Annotated in this window: 17 protein-coding genes; 11 read left to right on the forward strand and 6 right to left on the reverse strand. The window is 63.9% G+C overall.

Features of this window, described 5'->3' with window-relative positions:
• Positions 1–89: 89 nt before the first annotated feature.
• Entirely contained in the window at positions 90–3,239 is a 3,150-nt protein-coding gene (locus ACVOL0_RS00165; protein ID WP_481547421.1) for a discoidin domain-containing protein, read from the forward strand.
• A 330-nt stretch (positions 3,240–3,569) separates the two neighbouring features.
• Here ACVOL0_RS00165 and eda read toward each other — a convergent pair whose 3' ends face one another.
• The 5 genes from eda to zwf all read right to left on the reverse strand — a co-directional run bounded on the left by eda (position 3,570) and on the right by zwf (position 9,624).
• A complete protein-coding gene (gene eda / locus ACVOL0_RS00170) occupies positions 3,570–4,229 on the reverse strand; it encodes a bifunctional 4-hydroxy-2-oxoglutarate aldolase/2-dehydro-3-deoxy-phosphogluconate aldolase (RefSeq protein ID WP_481547349.1) in 660 nt (219 codons plus the stop codon).
• Positions 4,230–4,281: 52 nt separating this feature from the next.
• Entirely contained in the window at positions 4,282–6,192 is a 1,911-nt protein-coding gene (gene edd / locus ACVOL0_RS00175) for a phosphogluconate dehydratase (protein WP_481547350.1), read from the reverse strand.
• A gap of 140 nt (positions 6,193–6,332) precedes the next feature.
• Positions 6,333–7,052 (reverse strand): 6-phosphogluconolactonase, encoded by a 720-nt coding sequence (pgl, locus tag ACVOL0_RS00180; RefSeq protein ID WP_481547351.1) that lies wholly within the window; start codon positions 7,050–7,052, stop codon positions 6,333–6,335.
• Positions 7,049–8,056, reverse strand: coding sequence for a glucokinase (gene glk / locus ACVOL0_RS00185; protein WP_481547352.1), 1,008 nt, complete (start codon positions 8,054–8,056; stop codon positions 7,049–7,051). The genes pgl and glk overlap by 4 nt, the downstream gene beginning before the upstream one ends.
• Positions 8,053–9,624 carry a glucose-6-phosphate dehydrogenase gene (gene zwf, locus ACVOL0_RS00190; protein ID WP_481547353.1) on the reverse strand — a complete coding sequence of 524 codons (1,572 nt, stop codon included), beginning with the start codon at positions 9,622–9,624 and terminating at the stop codon, positions 8,053–8,055. Before zwf ends, glk begins: the two co-directional genes overlap by 4 nt.
• A 185-nt stretch (positions 9,625–9,809) precedes the next feature.
• Here zwf and ACVOL0_RS00195 point away from each other — a divergent pair, with 185 nt between their 5' ends.
• Positions 9,810–10,904 (forward strand): ABC transporter ATP-binding protein, encoded by a 1,095-nt coding sequence (locus tag ACVOL0_RS00195; protein WP_481547354.1) that lies wholly within the window; start codon positions 9,810–9,812, stop codon positions 10,902–10,904.
• Positions 10,905–11,194: 290 nt separating this feature from the next.
• Here ACVOL0_RS00195 and ygfZ read toward each other — a convergent pair whose 3' ends face one another.
• Positions 11,195–12,052 (reverse strand): CAF17-like 4Fe-4S cluster assembly/insertion protein YgfZ, encoded by an 858-nt coding sequence (gene ygfZ / locus ACVOL0_RS00200; protein WP_481547355.1) that lies wholly within the window; start codon positions 12,050–12,052, stop codon positions 11,195–11,197.
• 39 nt (positions 12,053–12,091) lie between these two features.
• Between ygfZ and ACVOL0_RS00205 the strand changes: the two genes are divergently transcribed.
• The 9 genes from ACVOL0_RS00205 (at position 12,092) to lolD (ending at position 18,466) form a co-directional block, all read left to right on the forward strand.
• Positions 12,092–12,265: a DUF1674 domain-containing protein gene (locus tag ACVOL0_RS00205; RefSeq protein ID WP_481545701.1), complete on the forward strand. Its 174-nt coding sequence runs from the start codon at positions 12,092–12,094 to the stop codon at positions 12,263–12,265.
• A 54-nt stretch (positions 12,266–12,319) separates the two neighbouring features.
• A complete protein-coding gene (sdhC, locus tag ACVOL0_RS00210; RefSeq protein WP_057626052.1) occupies positions 12,320–12,712 on the forward strand; it encodes a succinate dehydrogenase, cytochrome b556 subunit in 393 nt (130 codons plus the stop codon).
• The gene (gene sdhD / locus ACVOL0_RS00215) at positions 12,709–13,092 is read left to right on the forward strand and encodes a succinate dehydrogenase, hydrophobic membrane anchor protein (protein ID WP_282268787.1); all 384 of its coding nucleotides are present in this window, start codon (positions 12,709–12,711) and stop codon (positions 13,090–13,092) included. The genes sdhC and sdhD overlap by 4 nt, the downstream gene beginning before the upstream one ends.
• A gap of 3 nt (positions 13,093–13,095) precedes the next feature.
• Complete coding sequence (sdhA, locus tag ACVOL0_RS00220; RefSeq protein ID WP_481547356.1) at positions 13,096–14,886, forward strand: succinate dehydrogenase flavoprotein subunit; 1,791 nt, start codon at positions 13,096–13,098, stop codon at positions 14,884–14,886.
• 18 nt (positions 14,887–14,904) lie between these two features.
• Positions 14,905–15,690 carry a succinate dehydrogenase iron-sulfur subunit gene (locus ACVOL0_RS00225; RefSeq protein WP_481510808.1) on the forward strand — a complete coding sequence of 262 codons (786 nt, stop codon included), beginning with the start codon at positions 14,905–14,907 and terminating at the stop codon, positions 15,688–15,690.
• Positions 15,691–15,842: 152 nt separating this feature from the next.
• Positions 15,843–16,097 (forward strand): FAD assembly factor SdhE, encoded by a 255-nt coding sequence (locus tag ACVOL0_RS00230; RefSeq protein ID WP_481547357.1) that lies wholly within the window; start codon positions 15,843–15,845, stop codon positions 16,095–16,097.
• 220 nt (positions 16,098–16,317) lie between these two features.
• Positions 16,318–16,497, forward strand: coding sequence for a hypothetical protein (locus ACVOL0_RS00235; protein WP_481547358.1), 180 nt, complete (start codon positions 16,318–16,320; stop codon positions 16,495–16,497).
• Positions 16,498–16,521: 24 nt separating this feature from the next.
• Positions 16,522–17,763 carry a lipoprotein-releasing ABC transporter permease subunit gene (locus tag ACVOL0_RS00240; protein ID WP_481547359.1) on the forward strand — a complete coding sequence of 414 codons (1,242 nt, stop codon included), beginning with the start codon at positions 16,522–16,524 and terminating at the stop codon, positions 17,761–17,763.
• Entirely contained in the window at positions 17,756–18,466 is a 711-nt protein-coding gene (gene lolD, locus ACVOL0_RS00245; RefSeq protein WP_481547360.1) for a lipoprotein-releasing ABC transporter ATP-binding protein LolD, read from the forward strand. The genes ACVOL0_RS00240 and lolD overlap by 8 nt, the downstream gene beginning before the upstream one ends.
• The last annotated feature ends 34 nt before the right edge of the window (positions 18,467–18,500 follow it).

Consider the following 18,500-nt stretch of genomic DNA (forward strand, 5'->3'; position numbering starts at 1 on the left):
CGTACGAAACATACCGCCGCGAATGGCGGTGATCTTTGCGAAAATCCAGCAGATATTGCTGGCGGTAAATCGGGATTTTGCTGATGAATATGCGTTTTGTGATCGGTCTGCTGAGCTTGCTGCTGGCGTGCGTACAACCGGCCGGTGCCGCCGTGCTCGCCAAGTTCGACGATGTCGGCGCCTGGCAACTGATCACCTCGCCGCAGGTCAGCGGTTCGTTGCGTCCAGTGGCCGGCAACAGCGGCCGTGCACTGTGCCTGGACTACGACTTCCATGAGGTTTCCGGCTACGTCGGCATCCGTCGTCCATTGGATGTGACCTGGCCTGAGAACTATCAGCTGTCTTTCGACCTGCGCGGTGATTCGCCGGCCAACGACCTGCAGTTCAAACTGGTCGACGCCAGTGGCGACAACGTCTGGTGGGTCAATCGTCCGGGTTTCAACTTCCCCAGGAACTGGACCCGCATCAGCTATCGCAAGCGGCATATCGAAAAGGCCTGGGGTCCGGACCAGGACAAGACCCTGCGGCGCAGCGCGGCGGTGGAATTCACCATCTACAGCAAGGTCGGTGGGCGCGGCACGGTCTGCTTTGACCAGCTGACCCTGCAACCGCTGCCCAAGGAAGACAACTCGGCGCTGACCACCACGGTGATCGCCGATACCGCGACTGCGCTGCAGCAGCGCATCGCCGACGGCAAGCCGGATACCTTGTGGATCAGCGGCGGCGTGAAGCAGCAGACGGTCAGCCTGGATCTGGGCAAGGTGCGTGAATTTGGCGGCGCGGTGGTGCAATGGGCGCCAGGCTTGGAGGCGAGCCACTATGTGGTGCGCGCATCCGCCGATGGACGTGACTGGAAGACGTTGCGCGAAGTCAGCAGTGGCAGCGGTGGCAAGGATTGGTTGGCACTGCCGGAAACCGAGGCGCGCTACCTGCGCTTTGATCTGGTTGATGGCCCCAACTGGCGCTATGGCATCCGCGATATCAGTCTCAAGCCCTTGTCGTTCGCCAATACGCCGAACGATTTCATCCGCTCGGTTGCCGCCGATTTGCCGCGCGGCTCCTTGCCGCGTGGCTTCAGTGGCGAGCAGCCGTACTGGACCATTCTGGGGCTGGATGGCGGCCGCGAGCAGGCCTTGCTCAGCGAGGACGGCGCACTGGAAGCGATGAAGGGTGGTTTCAGCATCGAGCCGTTCGTGGTGCTTGATGGCAAGGTGCTTGGTTGGGCCGAGGTGAAGTCGAGCCAGAGCTTGCAGGACGGTTATCTGCCGATGCCATCGGTGGCCTGGCAGCATGATCAGTTTGGTTTGAACGTGAGCGGTTTCGTACAGGGTCGGCCGCAACAGGCGCAACTGGTGGCGCGCTACGAGCTGCGCAATACCGACAAGGTCGCGCATGAGTACCGGTTGGCGCTTGCAGTGCGACCGTTCCAGGTCAATCCGCCCAGTCAGTTCCTCAATACCGTGGGCGGCGTCAGCCGTATCGACAACCTGGACGTGCGGAGCGCGCAGATCAGTGTCAACGGACAGCCGCGTGTCTATGCCACGCTGCCGGCCGATGCCAGTTTCGCCAGCAGCTTCGACAGCAAACTGGATGTCACCCATCTGGCGGATAAAACCTTGCCGGGTACGCAGGAGGTCCGCGACGTCACCGGCCTGGCCTCGGGCGCCCTCGTCTACAACTGGAAGCTGGAGCCGGGACAGCGCCGCGAAGTAGTGTTGGTACTGCCGCAGACCGGCAACTGGCAGATGCCGTCCAGGTTCGACGCCGACAAGGCACAGCAACAGGTCGCCACGATGTGGCGGCAAAAGCTCGATCAGCTCAAGCTGCGCGTGCCCGAGGCGGGCCAGCCGCTGGCCAATACGTTGCGCACCGCGCTTGCACATATGCTGATCTCGCGGGTTGGGCCGAGTCTGCAGCCGGGCACGCGTTCGTATGCACGCAGCTGGATCCGCGATGGCGCGATGATTTCCGAAGGCCTACTGCGGATGGGGCGCGCCGACGCAGTGCGCCAGTACGTCGACTGGTATGCGCCGTATCAGTTTGAAAGCGGCATGGTGCCGTGTTGCGTGGATGCACGTGGCAGTGACCCGGTACCGGAGAACGACAGCCACGGTGAACTGATCTACACCATTGCCGAATACTGGCGACATACCGGTGACACGGCGTTCCTGCAGCAGATGTGGCCGCATGTGCAACTGGCATGGAACTACATGGAGCAGCTGCGACTGAGCGAACGCACCGAGGAGAACCGTGCGCGGAACGCCGGCTTCTATGGAATGATGCCCGCCTCGATCAGCCACGAGGGCTATTCGGCCAAGCCGGTGCATTCGTACTGGGATGACTTCTGGGCGCTGCGCGGTTACAAGGATGCGGCCGATATGGCCGCTGCCCTGGGTCTGGAAGCCGAGGCGCTGACCATGGCCGCATCACGCGACGAGTTCCGCCCGGATCTGGACGCATCGCTGCGCGCGGCAATGGCGGCGCACAAGATCGACTATCTACCCGGTTCGGTGGAGTTGGGCGATTTCGATGCCACCTCGACCACGATTGCGCTGGCACCGGGTGGTGAGCAGGGCAGGTTGCCGCAGCCCGCCTTGGACAATACCTTCGAGCGTTATTGGCAGCACTTCGTCCAGCGCCGTGACGGCAAGCGTCAGTGGAAGGACTACACGCCGTATGAGTGGCGCAATGTCAGTGCTTTCGTGCGCCTGGGCTGGCGTGCGCGCGCCTGGGAAGCTACCGAGTTCTTCTTCAAGGACCGTGCGCCGCCGGCGTGGAATCAATGGGCCGAAGTGGTGTCTTCGACACCGCGACAGCCGTTCTTTGTCGGTGATCTGCCGCATGCCTGGGTGGCATCTGACTTCGTTCGTTCGGCCTTGGACATGTTCGCCTACGAGCGCGATGTCGACGGCCCGATCGTGTTGGCTGCAGGTGTGCCCAATACCTGGCTGACCGGCAAGGGCATCGCCATCGAGGACTTGAATACCTCGCACGGCATGTTGAGCTACGCGCTGCAGCGCAGCGACAAGCAGCTGATATTGCAGGTATCCGAAGGTCTGCGTTTGCCGACTGCTGGGCTGTTGCTGCAATGGCCTTATGAAGGCACGCCAGGAGACGCGACCATCAACGGCGAGCCGGTACAGTGGCTGGGCAATGAGCTGCATATCGGCAGCCTGCCGGCGAAGGTGGAAATCGAGATTCCTGCCGAACTACGCCGCAGTGAGCGCAGCAAGCGCTGAGCGATAAAAACTGCGCCTCGAATACCGAGGCGCAGGCCAGTCGACGAGAGGGAGAGGAAGAACTTCCGTCGGATCTGAGAAAAAGAAGCCGTCAAGCTCCCGTTGGCTTGGGGCCAGGGGCTGGGAGCAAAGATGTAGTGCCGAGCCATGCTCGGCAGGGGCTTTCCCGGGAATGCGTGTAGGAGCGGCGTAAGCCGCGAAGCTGATGATTCATACGGGCGACGCATCGCCGGCACCGGCTTCCTGGCCGAATCCTTGGGGAGCAGATGCGGGTGATTTGGTTGCTCCCGGCTTCGCGGCTGACGCCGCTCCTACAAAAGCCGATTTGGATCAGCCAGCGCGGGCCTGCTTGACGATGGCAGCAGCAGCGGCGGCTGACTTCTTCACTTCGTCCCATTGGCCGTTGCGGATCCAGCTGTCCTGCACCATCCACGAGCCGCCGATGCAGACCACGTTCTTCTGCGAAAGGTAGTCACCTGCGGTGGCTTCGGTGATGCCGCCGGTGGGGCAGAGCTTGAGTTCCGGAATCGGACCGGCAACGCCCTTGATCATCGCCAGACCGCCAACGGCAGTGGCCGGGAACAGCTTGCAGATGCGGAAGCCGCGCGCGACCAGTTCCAGCAGTTCCGTCGGTGAAGCAGCGCCCGGAACCACCGGCAACGGTGCGGCAGCCAAGGCATCTGCCATATGTGCAGGCGTGCCCGGAGTAACGATGAAGTCGGCACCAGCATCGATAGAGCGCTGCATCTGTTCAACGGTCAGCACGGTGCCGGCACCGACCACTACATCCGGCAGCTCGCGCTTGAGCATGGCCAGCGCTTCCATCGCCACCGGCGTGCGCAGGGTCAGTTCAATCGCGGGCAGGCCGCCTTCGAGCAGGGCGGCGCTGACGGCGCGCGCCTGGTCGAGGGTGTGCACGGTAACGACCGGCAGGATGCCTGCGGCGCTCAACAGCTGCTCGGCGCGGTCCTGATATTTGGCAATGCTCATAGTGTCCTCATTGATAACGTGTTCCCGAATCCCGAATCCCGAATCCCGAATGTCAGGCGTCGTTGGCTTCGTGCGGGGCGGCGGCAGCGGCGTGGTCGTGGCCAAGTTCGTACTCGGCGTCGTAATCCCACAGGCTGCCGTCAGGACGTGCCGGGCCGCAGGAAATCGAGATTGCGCCCTGATCGGCCGGGCCGACGATGCGGCGGTTCATCGCGAACAGGTTGCGGCCCATGTCCGAGCCTGCCGGTGCGGTGTTTGCGGCGATGCCACGTGCAGCCCACTCGGCGGCGTCGACCAGCACTTCCAAGGTGCCGGCTTCACCGTCCAGACGAATGATGTCGCCTTCGCGGATGCGTGCGATCGGGCCACCGCGAGCGGCTTCCGGGGTAACGTGGATGGCGGCCGGAATCTTGCCGGAGGCGCCCGACAGGCGGCCATCGGTTACCAGCGCGACGCGACGGCCCTGGTTCTGCAGCAAGCCCAGCAGCGGTGCCAGCGAATGCAGTTCCGGCATGCCGTTGGAGCGCGGGCCCTGGTAACGGACCACGGCGACGAAGTCCTGCGGCAAGGCACCAGCAGCATGCAGCTTGTTCAGTACCTGCGGCGCATCGACGACCACGGCCGGGGCTTCGATCGTGCGGTACTGGGGCTTGACTGCCGACAGCTTGATCAGCGAACGGCCAATATTGCCGCGCAGAAGGCGCAGGCCGCCCTGGGCCTCGAACGGATTGGAAGCAGGGCGTACCACTTCTTCGTCACCACTGAGTTCGGCAGCCGGCACATAGCTGACCTTGCCGTCGGTGAGGCGCGGTTCCTGGGCGAAGGCGCGCATGCCGCCTTCGGCTATGGTGGTCGCATCGGCGTGCATCAGGCCGGCGTCCATCAGTTCGCGGAACACGAAGCCGGGGCCACCGGCAGCCGCAAAGCGGTTCACGTCGGCTTCGCCATTCGGATAGACGCGGGCCAGCAGCGGCACGATCTGCGAGAGCTCGTCCATATCGTCCCAGGTCAACACGATGCCGGCGGCACGTGCGACTGCGATCCAGTGGATGGTGTGGTTGGTCGAGCCGCCGGTGGCCATCAGGGCGACCACGGCGTTGACGATGGCGCGCTCGTCGATCACGCGGCCGAACGGACGGAAGTCATTGCCCAGTGCGCTGATTTCCAGCACACGCGCAGTGGCGGCGCGGGTAAGGGCATCGCGCAGCGGCAGCTCCGGGTTGACGAAGGAGGCGCCCGGCAGCTGCACGCCCATCGCTTCGAGCAGGACCTGGTTGGAATTGGCAGTGCCGTAGAAGGTGCAGGTGCCCGGGCCGTGGTACGAGGCCGATTCGGCTTCCAGCAGTTCTTCGCGGGTGGCTTCGCCGGCGGCATAGCGCTCGCGGACTTCGGCCTTCTTCTTGTTCGGAATGCCCGGGGTCATCGGCCCGGCCGGTACGAACACCGCCGGCAGGTGGCCGAAGGCGAGGGCGCCGATCAGCAGGCCGGGTACGATCTTGTCGCACACGCCCAGATAGATGGTGGCGTCGAACATGTCATGGCTGAGGCCAATCGCGGTTGCCTGCGCGATCACATCGCGCGAGAACAATGACAACTCCATGCCGCCACGGCCCTGGGTAACGCCGTCACACATCGCCGGCACCGCGCCGGCAACCTGGGCAGTCGCGCCCAGCTCGCGGGCAGCGTTGCGGATCAGCTCCGGGTAGTGCTCGAACGGCTGGTGCGCCGACAACATGTCGTTGTACGAGGTGATGATGCCCAGGTTGGGCGTCACATCGCCGCGCAGGCGGTCCTTGTCGGTTGGGCCGCAGGCCGCATAAGCGTGGGCCAGGTTGCCGCAGCTCAGGCGTGAGCGGAAAGGGCCTTCGCGCAGCGCGGCATCAATCCCGGCCAGATAAGCCGCGCGCGACGGGGCGCTGCGCTGGCGGATGCGATCGGTGATGGCTTGGATTTTCGGATGCATGGCTTTATGGCTGGAATGAGGAGGAAGGTGCGGCAGGGAGAGCGGCGGGCTTCGGGTTGTGGTGTTTCGAAAACAACTTCCTGCAGCTCATGCGAGCAGCGGGGGAAGTCCTTTTCTGTTCCCGAATGGCTGCTCCCAGCTCAAGGGCACCAATGCACGCGCAGCTTGTTGCCGGGCGCATTGATCGCAGCAAGGATCGGGTAGGTGTGCACGTCGCCGGACGCAAGCGCGGCTTCGAGTACTTCCAGCTTCTGCTTGCCGCGCAGCAGCAGCAGGCGCTGGTTGGCCAGTGCCAGGCCATGGGGGGTCAAGGTGATGCGCAACGACCAGTGCTTGGCGACCGGGCAGCCGGTGGCATCCAGCGCCGCATAAGGGTGTTTGCTCTGCAGGGCCTGCGGCAGGTCGGGCGAGCCCGGGAACAACGAGGCGGTATGGCCGTCGTTGCCCATGCCCAACACCACCAGACAGGGCGGCTGCGAATGGGTGGCGAGCAGGTTGGCGGTATGCACACATTCGGCGATCGGCAGGCCAACGCGTACCAGTGGATCAAAGTGCGCACCTTCTGCGTGGCGCAGGAAGCTGTCGCGTACCAGCCAGGCGTTGCTGTCCTTGTCCTGCGGTGAGAGCCAGCGTTCATCGGCCAGGCCAACTTCAACCCGCGCCCACTCCAGGCCCTGATCCGACAATAGTTCGTAGATGGGAGCCGGCGTGGTGCCGCCGGACAGCAGCATGCGGGCGCGCCCGCGCTGCTCGATTTCCGCACTCAACAGCGCTGCCATTTCCTTGGCGACACCTTCGGTCCAGGCCTCTTCGTCAGCATGGCGGACAAGTGTGATGCGTTCGGAAACAGCGGCGTTCATGCGGTCACTCCAGAGTTGGCGCGCTGCATGTCCAGCGCGTAAGCGGTGGCACCCAGCAGCCCGGGGCAGGGATGGGTGATGGCCATCGAAGGGATCTGCGACATCGTCGCGGAGAAGCGTCCCTTGCTTTCGAAACGTTGACGGAAGCCGGAATGCTGCAGTTGTTGCAGCAGGCGCGGTACCAACCCGCCGGTCAGGAACACGCCATCCCAGGCGCCCTGTACCAGCACCGCGTCACCGGCGACTGCACCGAAGATTTCCAGGAATACTTCAACCGCACGGCTCGCCAATACATCGCCTTCGGCAGCGCGGGCGCTGACCTCGGCCGGCTGCAGCAGGCCCGGATCGGTACCCGCTATCTCGCAGATGGCGCGATGGATGTTGACCAGGCCGGGACCGCAGACCAGGCGTTCGTTGGAAACCCGGCCGAATTGGGCCGAGAGGATTTCCAGGATGCGGATCTGTTCCGGCGAGTTCGGCGCAAAGCTGGCGTGGCCGCCTTCGGTGGCAAGCGGGTAATTGCGACCATCGCGCACCACCAGCCCGCCAACGCCCAGGCCGGTGCCGGGGCCAAGCACGCAGTAGTTGCGCGACTCGCCCTCCGCGGCGGGTTGCCAGCCGGCGCCGCCGACCTGTACCACATCATCGATGCCGAGCAGGGCAATCGACATGGCCTGGGCGACGAAGTCGTTGATCAGGTGCAGCTGCTCGAAACCGAGCTGTTCGGCGGTGCGCGAACGCGAAATCACCCAGGGGTGATTGGTGATGCGTGCTTCGTCACCATCCACCCGCCCAGCTACCGCGAACACCCCGCTGGTGGCGCTCGCACCACGTTGCTGCAGGTAGTGCGCGGCGGCATCGGCCAGTGACGCGAACTGCGCCACCGGATACTCGTCGATGCTGCCCTGATCCAGCGGCGTGGTGGCGGAACGGTCGGCCAGCGCGAAGCGCGCGTTGGTGCCACCAATATCCGCTACCAGTACCAGGTCAGCGCTGGGGCTCACAGCCCCTGCTCCGGGCCCGCTTCGGCGGCAATGGATTCGGGCAGGAAGTCCTGCGCCAGCTGCGGGCCCCAGCCACCGGCCGGGTAAGGCTCCATCGGCAGGTCGGCGGCCTTCCAGGCATCGCTGACGCTGTCGATCCAGGCCCAGGCGGCGCGCACTTCGTCATCGCGCACGAACAGTGCGTGGTTGCCGTTGAAGGCGTCGAGGAACAGACGTTCGTAGGCGATGCGACGGTGCAGGCCGGTGGGAACCGACAGTTCCAGTTCCAGCGGCTGCAGTTCCAGCGCGCCCCATTCCGGGCCGGCCAGCGAGCTCATCAAGCCGAGCTGGATGTTCTCCTGCGGCTGCAACTGGAAGGTCAGGCGGTTGGGGGTGGCGTTCTTGCGGTCGGGGCGCTCGAACAACCAATGCGTCACCGGCTTGAGGTTGACCTCGATGCGGGTGGTGCGCTCGGGCAGGCGCTTGCCGGTAACCAGATGGAACGGCACGCCGGCCCAGCGCCAGTTGTCGATATGCGCGGTGACGCCGACAAAGGTTTCGGCCTCGCTGCCTTCCGGCGGCTGGTAGGCCTGGGCCGGCTGACCATTGATGGTGCCGGCGGTGTAGCGACCGCGCACGCTGTCCTTGGCGGCATGCTTGGCGTCGAGCGGGCGCAGGGCGCGCAGTACCTTCACCTTCTCGTCGCGGATGCGGTCGGCTTCCAGCGATGCAGGTGGCTCCATCGCGACCAGGCACAGCAGCTGCAGGATATGGCTCTGCACCATGTCGCGCAGGGCGCCGGAGCGTGAGTAATAGGAGTCGCGGCCGTCAACGCCATCGCTTTCGGCAACCAGGATGTGCACCGAGGCGATGTAGTTACGGTTCCACACCGCTTCCAGCAAGGTGTTGCCGAAGCGCAGCGCCATCAGGTTCTGCACTGCCGCCTTGCCCAGATAGTGGTCCAGGCGGAACACGCGGTCTTCGTCAATCAGCTTGCCGATCGACTGCAGGATCTCCTCGGCGCTGTCGCTGTCAGAGCCGATCGGCTTCTCCAGCATCAGCCGGTTCGGTGCCGCCAGGGCGCCGCCCAGTGCCAGGCCTTCGCAGGTCGAGATGTACAGGCCCGGCGGGATCGCCAGATAGCTGACGCACTTGCGGTGCACCAGGTCCTTGACGGCTTCGGCGACCGACTCGGCATTGCGCAGGTCCACCGAACGGTAGTCGATGCGGTTGAGCAGGTTGCCGATGTCATCCTGGCTGGCATGCGGCATGGCGGCTTCCAGACGCGGACGCAGGATGTCGCGGAATTTCTCGGTGTCATGCGGCGACAGGGCCAGCGCACGTACACGGAAATCTTCAGGAAGTAGGCCGTCGCCGAGCAGGCGTAGCAGGGACGGGAACAGGTAACGCTGGGCCAGATCGCCTGTGGCACCGAACAGGAAGAGGGTGTCGTGCATTGCACGAGTTTCGGGTGCGGATGACATCGTTGTCAATTGTTCGTCTTCAAGGCCTGCGCCGCGGTTGGGACGCCCGCGTCCTTCGGCGCGAGGGGGCGGGCGTGGGCAACCTGTGCTTGTGCAATGCAGCATGCTGCGAGGGCGGAAGCAGGTCCGTGCAGTGGAGCGCAGGTGCCGTGTAAGAGCAGCTGTGATGGTGCCATATGAATATGCTTACCGTGCACAATGTTTCGGATGTATACGATTGCAGGAAACTGTCCTGTCGTTGTAACGCAAGTGTTCCCAGGCTCCAGGTTTCGACCCGCAACGAGGTAGTGATGGCCAAGGTTCAATTCGACAGTGTGCGCAAGGTGTATGACAACGGTCAGGTCGCTGTGGCCGGGGCCAGTTTCGATATCGCCGATGGCGAGTTGATGGTGTTGGTGGGGCCGTCGGGTTGCGGCAAGTCCACACTGCTGCGAATGGTGGCAGGGCTGGAGGAAATCAGCGCTGGCAAGCTGCGCATCGACGAGCGGGTGGTCAATGACGTCGCGCCGAAAGACCGGGACATTGCCATGGTGTTCCAGAACTACGCGCTCTACCCGCACATGACCGTGGCCGAGAACCTGGGCTTTGGTTTGAAGCTGCGCGGGCATGACAAGGCCGAAGTGCAGCGTCGCGTGCAGGAGGCGGCCGACTCGCTGGGCCTGACCTCGATGCTGGGCAAACTGCCGCGCGCGATGTCGGGCGGTCAGCGTCAACGCGTGGCGCTGGGGCGTGCGCTGGTACGTGAGCCGGCGGTGTTCCTGCTGGATGAGCCGCTGTCCAATCTGGATGCAAAACTGCGTCATTCGGTGCGCACCGAGATCGCGCAGCTGCATCGCAAGCTCGGCACCACGATGATCTATGTCACCCATGACCAGGTCGAGGCGATGACGCTGGGTCAGCGCATTGTTGTGCTCAACGAGGGTGTCATCCAGCAGATCGACACGCCGATGGCGCTGTACGACAAGCCGGTCAATCTGTTTGTTGCTGGGTTCCTGGGGAGTCCGGCGATGAACATGTTGCGCGGTCAATTGCGTCGTGATGAAGCGGGTTCGGCGGTGCTGCAACTGGACGAGGGTGTTGAGGTGGCGCTCGGCACTGTGTCACTGGGTGCGGAGTGGTTCGGCAAGTCGCTGGTGGTTGGCGTGCGGCCCGAGCACCTGCAGCCGGGTGGTGGTGCGACGGCGTTCAATGCGCGCATCGAAGGCCTGGAGCCGGTAGGCAATGAGATTTTCGTCAATCTGCGTTTTGGCGAGCAGGCGCTGATCATGCGGGTGCCGCCGCAGCAGCTGCCGCAGGTCGGCCAGGAGATTGCGGTTGAGGTGAACGCATCGAAGCTGCACTTTTTTGATGCGGCCAGCGGCAGTCGCATCGAAGCGGCGACCTGACCATGTAGTGCCGAGCCATGCTCGGCAGAGGCTTTCCCAGTAATGCCCAGGTAGTGCCGAGCCATGCTCGGCAGAGGCTTTCCCAGTAATGCCCATATAGTGCCGAGCCATGCTCGGCAGAGGCTTTCCCAGTAATGCCTCTGCCGAGCATGGCTCGGCACTATATGGGCATTACTGGGAAAGCCTCTGCCGAGCATGGCTCGGCACTACATGGGCACGCCCCTTGCCGAGCATGGCTCGGCACTACATGGGCACGCCCCTTGCCGAGCATGGCTCGGCACTACAGGGATTCAGCGCGCCAGACCTTCCAGCAGCTGCTGGATGCTGGCGGTTTCGCCATTGACCTGCAGCTGGCCTTCCGGCAGTTCCAGTGGCAGCACGGCCAGTGCAAGCGCGCCTGCCACACAGGCGACGGTGCCGATGTTGCCGTCGCCATGCTGGACCGCGTCACCGGAATTTGCGAATGAGGCGCATTCCAAGAGCGCCAGCGAGCGCTTGGCTTTGCCCAGGAAGTGGGTGCGGGCGACGATCTCCTGGCCGGGATAGCAGCCCTTTTTGACGCTGTAAGCGTTCAGGCGATCCAGCCCCAACTGCTGCGGCGTCCATTGCTCACGCTGTGCATCTTCAAGCCGGGGCAGGCCGAAGCGAAGGTCGGACTGACGCCATGCCAATTCAGCCGCGTCGTCGATCGCCGTTGCCACGCCGCCGATCTGCAGCGTGCGCGGAACCGCTGCGCTACCCACATCCAGCTCGACGATGTCATAGGCCAGTCGCGCCAATTGCGCGGCATGGGCCGAAGCCGGCGCTTCCAGCGCGGCATTCACCGCCAGCGTGCTGGCATGGCTGATGACGACCTTGCGGCGGAATACAAAACGTCGCAACTGCTCGGCCATGGCCTCGGCACCGCCGTCGTGGCAGATCAGCAGCAGGGTCTGTGCGTCCACCCGTAGCAGCTGAAAGATAGACATCACGCGGCCTTTGGCGGTCAGCCAGGCGCTCCATTGCCAATGACCGTCGGCCAGCGAGGGCACGTCATTGGCGAACTGGGCTTGGGCGAAAGCGACCGCATCGGCTCCCGCAAGGCTCACGATCTGAGCCTTGGAAAGTGTGCGGAAACCGGTGAAAGCAGGGGCGAGGTTGTCAGACACGTGACTGAGGACTAAAATTTGTGCGTTGCGAGACCACCAATGATAGGCCAAACAACCCCCACTCCCGAGCCCGAAGCTGAAGCCCCGTTGGTCCCCGAGAAGCAGCCGCTTCCCGAGGTAACCCCGGTGCCTCAGGAAATAGGCGGCCGCGGCGGACTTGATCCGGTGCGGTATGGCGATTGGGAGAAAAACGGGCGCTGCATAGATTTCTGAGCAGCGTTGAGCCAACGCGGCATTGAGCCGCCCAGCCGAGATACGAGTCAGCGAATGGCGAACAGACCCCGCCCCCTCTCTCCGCACCTGCAGGTGTATCGCTGGCAGATCCAGATGGCCACCTCGATCCTGCATCGAGTAACCGGCATCATTCTGACTGTCGGTTCCCTGATCATTGCGGGCGGCTTGTTCGCCCTGATGATGGGGCCTGAGTCCTGGAACTGCTTCACCACCCACGCCAGCGCCTGGTACGGCAAGGTGATCCTGTTCGGTTGGACCTGGTGCTTCGCCTACCACCTGTGCAACGGCATCCGCCACATCGTGCAGGACTTCGCCATCGGCTACGCCAAGGCTACCTTCATCCGCAGCAGCTGGATGTCGGTGATCGCCTCGCTGGTGCTGACCGCGCTGATCTGGGCTTACGTCTGCATGGGAGCTGCCGCATGAGCAAGTACCGTACCCCGCTGAAGAATGCGCGTGGCCTTGGCAGCGCCAAGTCCGGTACCGAGCACTTCGTCCACCAGCGCCTGACCGCCACCGCGCTGGTCGCACTGACCATCTGGTTCCTGTGCCTGGTGCTGAGCCTGATGGGCGCCGATTACGTTACCGCCGTGGAAACCATTGCCAAGCCGTGGAACGCGATCCTGCTGGGTGGTTTCCTGGTCGCCATGTTCTGGCACGCCCAGCTTGGCCTGCAGGTAGTCCTCGAGGACTACATCCACAATTCGCTGATGGCCCTGGCCTTGCAGACCACGGTCAAGTTCGTCGCCGTGCTCGGCGCCATCGTCAGCATCTTTGCGGTTGCCCGCATCGCGTTTGGGAACTGATACATGTCCGCTTACAACATCACTGAACACAAGGTCGACATGGTGGTCGTTGGCGCCGGTGGCGCTGGCCTGCGTGCGACCTTTGGCCTGGCCCAGAAGGGCCTGCAGACGGTCTGCATCACCAAGGTCTTCCCGACCCGCTCGCACACCGTGGCAGCGCAGGGCGGCATTTCCGCCGCGCTCGGCAACATGGGTGAGGACGACTGGCGTTACCACTTCTTCGACACCATCAAGGGTTCGGATTGGCTGGGCGACCAGGACGCCATCGAGTACATGTGCCGTGAGGCCATCCCGGCCATCATCGAGCTGGAGCACTACGGCGTTCCGTTCTCGCGCACCGAAGAAGGCAAGATCTACCAGCGTCCGTTCGGTGGCATGACCACCAAGTACGGTGAAGGCCCGTCCGCGCAGCGTACCTGCGCCGCCGCCGACCGTACCGGCCACGCCATCCTGCACACCCTGTACCAGCAGTCGCTGGCGCACGACGCGCAGTTCATGATCGAGTACTTCGCACTCGACCTGATTTTCGATGACGAAGGTGTCTGCCGCGGCGTGCTCGCCCTGGACATGGCCGAGGGCACCCTGCACCTGTTCCGTTCGCAGGGCGTGGTGCTGGCAACCGGCGGCTACGGTCGTGCCTACTTCAGCGCCACCTCGGCGCATACCTGTACCGGTGACGGCGGTGGCCTGGTGGCCCGTGCCGGCCTGCCGCTGCAGGACATGGAATTCGTGCAGTTCCACCCGACCGGCATCTATGGCGCCGGCTGCCTGATCACCGAAGGTGTGCGAGGCGAGGGCGGTATTCTGCGCAACAGCAATGGCGAGCGCTTCATGGAGCGCTATGCACCGCATTACAAGGATCTGGCATCGCGTGACGTGGTGTCGCGTTCGATGACCATCGAAATCCGCGAAGGCCGCGGCGTCGGCGAGCACAAGGATCACATCCTGCTCGACCTGACCCACCTCGGCCCGGGCGTGATCGACGACAAGCTGCCAGGTATTGCCGAAAGCGCACGCATCTTTGCGGGCGTGGACGTGCACAAGCAGCCGATCCCGGTCATCCCGACCGTCCACTACAACATGGGCGGCATCCCGACCAACTACCACGGTGAAGTGGTGCGCAAGGTCGGCGACAACCCCGATGCAGTGGTGCCGGGCCTGTACGCCATCGGCGAAGCGGCCTGCGTGTCCGTGCACGGTGCCAACCGTCTGGGCTCCAACTCGCTGCTCGACCTGGTGGTGTTCGGCCGCGCCGTGGCCAACCGCTGCGCCGAGACGATCAAGCCGGGTGCGCCGCACAAGACCCTGCCGTCCGATGCCTGCGACAAGGCCCTGGGCCTACTCGACAAGCTGCGTCACGCCAATGGCGATACGCCGACCTCGGTCATCCGCGACAACATGCAGCGCACCATGCAGAACGATGCAGCGGTGTTCCGCACCAGCAAGACGCTGGAAGAAGGCTGCCAGAAGATGGCGCAGGTGTTCGATTCGTTCCAGGACGTCAAGGTTTCCGACCGTTCGCTGGTCTGGAACTCGGACCTGATCGAAACCTACGAGTTGAACAACCTGCTGCTCAACGCAGTGGCGACCATCAACTCGGCCGAGCAGCGCAAGGAAAGCCGTGGCGCCCACGCGCACGAGGATTATCCGGACCGCGACGACGTCAACTGGCAGAAGCACACGCTGGTCACTGTCGACGACAAGGGCAAGTGCAGCTTCGATTACCGCCCGGTGCACATGTACACGCTCAGCGATGACGTGTCCGTGGTGCCGCCGAAGCCGCGCGTCTACTGATCCGGGGAACTTACGAACATGGCTGAATTTGCACTCCCGAAGAACTCCCGGTTGACCAAGGGCAAGCACTTCCCCGCCAAGAGCGGTGCGAAGAACACGCGTACCTTCAAGATCTACCGCTGGAGCCCCGATGGCGACCAGAACCCGCGTACCGACACCTACGAGATCGATCTCGATGCGTGCGGCCCGATGGTTCTGGACGCGCTGATCAAGATCAAGAACGAGATTGATCCGACCCTGACCTTCCGTCGCTCCTGCCGCGAGGGTATCTGCGGTTCGTGCGCGATGAACATCGACGGCACCAATACCCTGGCCTGCACCCGCGCCATTGCCGATTGCGGCAAGGCCGAAGTGCCGATCTACCCGCTGCCGCACATGGACGTGGTCAAGGATCTGGTTCCGGACCTGACCCACTTCTACGCGCAGTACGCCTCGATCAAGCCGTGGATCCGCACCCAGACCCCGGCCCCGGCAGACCGCGAACGCCTGCAGTCGCCGGAAGACCGCAAGAAGCTGGACGGCCTGTACGAGTGCATCCTGTGCGCGTGCTGCTCGACCAGCTGCCCGAGCTACTGGTGGAATGGTGAGCGTTACCTGGGCCCGGCGATCCTGCTGCAGGCCTACCGCTGGATCATCGACTCGCGCGATGAAGACACCGGCGCACGCCTGGACGATCTGGAAGATCCGTTCAAGCTGTACCGCTGCCACACCATCATGAACTGCGCACGCACCTGCCCGAAGGGCTTGAACCCGGCACTGGCAATTGCCGAGATCAAGAAGCTGATGATGGCGCGCCGCGCTTGATGCGTTTTACCTTCTCCCTTTGGGAGAAGGTGCCCCGCAGGGGCGGATGAGGGTAGGGGCGCAGCCTGCTGCCATCGAGTTCGCGGGAGCTTCGCTCCAACCCTCACCCCAACCCCTCTCCCGGCGGGAGAGGGGCTTTGGTATCCGAAGCCATGCAGACTGAAGACGAAATCCTGTTGAAGAAGCTGCGCTGGCGCTGCCGCCGTGGCATGCGTGAGCTCGATCAGCTGTTCGGCCGTTATCTGGACCGTCGCTGGCTGGATGCGCCTGTTGCCGAACGCGAGGTTTTCCTGCAGTTGCTGGACACCGAAGACGATAAGTTGTGGCGCTGGTCCATGGGCTACGAGGTCTGTCCAGATGCGTCGCAGGCGCAACTCATCGCCTATATCCGCGCCCTTCCGGTGTGAGTGGCGTCCGTCGCGCTGGTTGAGCTGCGCGTTGCTGGGCCTGGCGCTACTTGCCGCCTTTTCGATAGTGAACTGTGATCTGGCGCCGGGCTTGGCTTGGCCGCTGGGCGCTTGCGTGCTTGTGCTGGGGCTGCTGCAGGCGCGGGCGGAATCGCGCAGGCCCGCACGCAACCTGGTGATACCGTCGCCGCCGGGCGCACCCTGTGTGGATGGGGGGCCTGTGCAGCGGATCGAGCTGCTCGAGCGCGGCCCCTTGCTGGTGCTGCGCTGGCGGCTGGGCAAACGCCGCCAGCAGCTGCTGTTCTGGCCGGATACCTTGCCGCGGGCTCAACGACGTGAACTGCGACTGGCCGTAAAGGCGCATGGCGTTTCCCGCCAGCCGCCGGGAGTGGCACCATAGCGACCAGTTCCCGGGCAGACACGCATGTTCAAACCCTTACCTGTCGCAATCGGATTGCGCTATCTGCGCGCCAAGCGCCGCAATGGCTTCATTTCTTTCATCTCCATGGCTTCCATCCTCGGCATCGCGCTCGGGGTGATGGTGCTGATCACCACCTTGGCGGTGATGAGCGGCTTCCAGAAGGAAATCCGCGACCGCCTGCTGCAGATGTCGGCCCACGCCACGGTCAGTGCCGATGGCGAGCCGATGGCCAACTGGCAGCACGCCATCGACGTGGCGACCAAGGATCCGCGTGTGGCCGGCGCCGCGCCATATATCGAAATTCAAGGCATGTTGAGTGGCCTGCGGGTGCAGGGCGCGATCATCCAGGGCATCGATCCGGCACAGGAGTCCAAGGTCTCGGTGCTGGCCGAGAAGATGACCAAGGGCAAGCTGGACAGCCTGCAGCCCGGTGAGTTCAACATGGTGGTCGGCAAGGAGTTGGCGATCTGGTTGGGCGTGGATGTCGGCGACAGCGTGGTTGCCACCCTCGCCGAAGTGCAGGGCACCCCCATGGGCGCGATGCCGCGGGTCAAACGCTTCCAGGTCAGCGGCATTTTCGAGGCCGGCTCCAATGAAGTGGACCGGGGGGTCGCCTTCACCAACATGCAGGACATGGAGCGCGTGCTGCGCATGGACGGCGTCACCGGTGTGCGCCTGAAGATGCACGATATGGATCAGGCCTATACGGTCGCCCGCGACCTTGCGGTGAACCTCAACGGCTACTACCGGGTGAGTGACTGGACGCAGGAGAACGCCAATCTCTACCACTCGCTGCGCATGGAAAAAACGGTGATGGGCATCCTGCTGTCGCTGATCGTGGCGATGGGGGCGTTCAACCTGGTGTCCTCGCAGGTGATGCTGGTTACTGACAAGCAGGCCGATATCGCCATCCTGCGCACGCTTGGCCTGACGCCGGGTGGAGTGATGCAGGTGTTCATGGTGCAGGGCACCTTGATCGGTGTGTTCGGCACCATTGTCGGTGTGATCAGTGGCATCACCTTGACCCTCAATCTGGAGCGCATCCTTGGCCTGATCGAGACCGTCTTCAGCATCAAGCTGCTGCCGGAGGATGTGTACTACATCACCGGCCTGCCGACCGACATGCAGACCGGCGACATCGTGGTGATCACCGTGGTGGCGCTGCTGATGAGCTTTGCCGCAACCATCTATCCGGCGTGGCGCGCAGCCCGCACCCAGCCGGCCGAGGCGCTGCGCTATGAATGAGAACGCATTGATGGAATCGGTAATCCGCGCAGAAGGCCTGGGCAAGACCTACGCCGAAGGCAAGATGCACACGCCGGTGTTCGACGGCCTGGACTTGAACGTTGCCGCAGGCGAAACCGTGGCCATTGTTGGCGCCTCCGGCGCAGGCAAGAGCACCTTGCTGCACCTGCTGGGCGGCTTGGATGTTCCGACCGCAGGCGAGGTCTATGTCGCCGGCCAGCGCATGTCGGCACTGTCCGATGCGGCGCGCGGCAAGCTGCGCAACAGCTCCTTGGGCTTTGTCTACCAGTTCCACCACCTGCTGCCAGAATTCACCGCGCTGGAGAATGTGATGATCCCGGTGATGCTGGGCGGCAGCGATCCGGCTGGTGCCAGCGCCCGTGCCAAGGCCTTGCTGGAATCGGTCGGGCTTGGCCATCGCCTGGATCACAAGCCGGGCGAGCTGTCCGGCGGCGAGCGCCAGCGCACCGCAGTTGCACGCGCCCTGGTCAATCAGCCGGGCTGCGTGCTCGGTGACGAGCCCACCGGCAATCTGGACGACAAGACCGCCGCCACTGTGTTCGATCTGATGCTGGAGTTGAACCGCGTGCACCGCACCAGTTTGGTTCTGGTCACCCATGACCGCAGTTTGGCGCGCAAGCTGGATCGCGTGCTGGAGCTGCGCCAGGGCCGCCTGCACGAGCTTGCCAGCAGCGGGGTTTGAGCCGCGAAAGGCGGGTGACGATCCTGCGGCTGCC

Source organism: Stenotrophomonas sp. STEN021 (genome assembly GCF_056760175.1).

Bases quoted from the DNA above. Each gene is read 5' to 3' on its own strand.
- ACVOL0_RS00195 (WP_481547354.1), top strand. From the start codon at position 9,810: ATGGCCAAGGTTCAATTCGACAGTGTGCGCAAGGTGTATGACAACGGT.
- ACVOL0_RS00230 (WP_481547357.1), top strand. From the start codon at position 15,843: ATGCAGACTGAAGACGAAATCCTGTTGAAGAAGCTGCGCTGGCGCTGC.
- lolD (WP_481547360.1), top strand. From the start codon at position 17,756: ATGAATGAGAACGCATTGATGGAATCGGTAATCCGCGCAGAAGGCCTG.
- pgl (WP_481547351.1), bottom strand. From the start codon at position 7,052: ATGAACGCCGCTGTTTCCGAACGCATCACACTTGTCCGCCATGCTGAC.
- ACVOL0_RS00205 (WP_481545701.1), top strand. From the start codon at position 12,092: ATGATAGGCCAAACAACCCCCACTCCCGAGCCCGAAGCTGAAGCCCCG.
- ACVOL0_RS00240 (WP_481547359.1), top strand. From the start codon at position 16,522: ATGTTCAAACCCTTACCTGTCGCAATCGGATTGCGCTATCTGCGCGCC.
- sdhD (WP_282268787.1), top strand. From the start codon at position 12,709: ATGAGCAAGTACCGTACCCCGCTGAAGAATGCGCGTGGCCTTGGCAGC.
- zwf (WP_481547353.1), bottom strand. From the start codon at position 9,624: ATGCTGCATTGCACAAGCACAGGTTGCCCACGCCCGCCCCCTCGCGCC.
- ACVOL0_RS00225 (WP_481510808.1), top strand. From the start codon at position 14,905: ATGGCTGAATTTGCACTCCCGAAGAACTCCCGGTTGACCAAGGGCAAG.
- sdhC (WP_057626052.1), top strand. From the start codon at position 12,320: ATGGCGAACAGACCCCGCCCCCTCTCTCCGCACCTGCAGGTGTATCGC.
- ACVOL0_RS00165 (WP_481547421.1), top strand. From the start codon at position 90: ATGCGTTTTGTGATCGGTCTGCTGAGCTTGCTGCTGGCGTGCGTACAA.
- sdhA (WP_481547356.1), top strand. From the start codon at position 13,096: ATGTCCGCTTACAACATCACTGAACACAAGGTCGACATGGTGGTCGTT.
- edd (WP_481547350.1), bottom strand. From the start codon at position 6,192: ATGCATCCGAAAATCCAAGCCATCACCGATCGCATCCGCCAGCGCAGC.
- eda (WP_481547349.1), bottom strand. From the start codon at position 4,229: ATGAGCATTGCCAAATATCAGGACCGCGCCGAGCAGCTGTTGAGCGCC.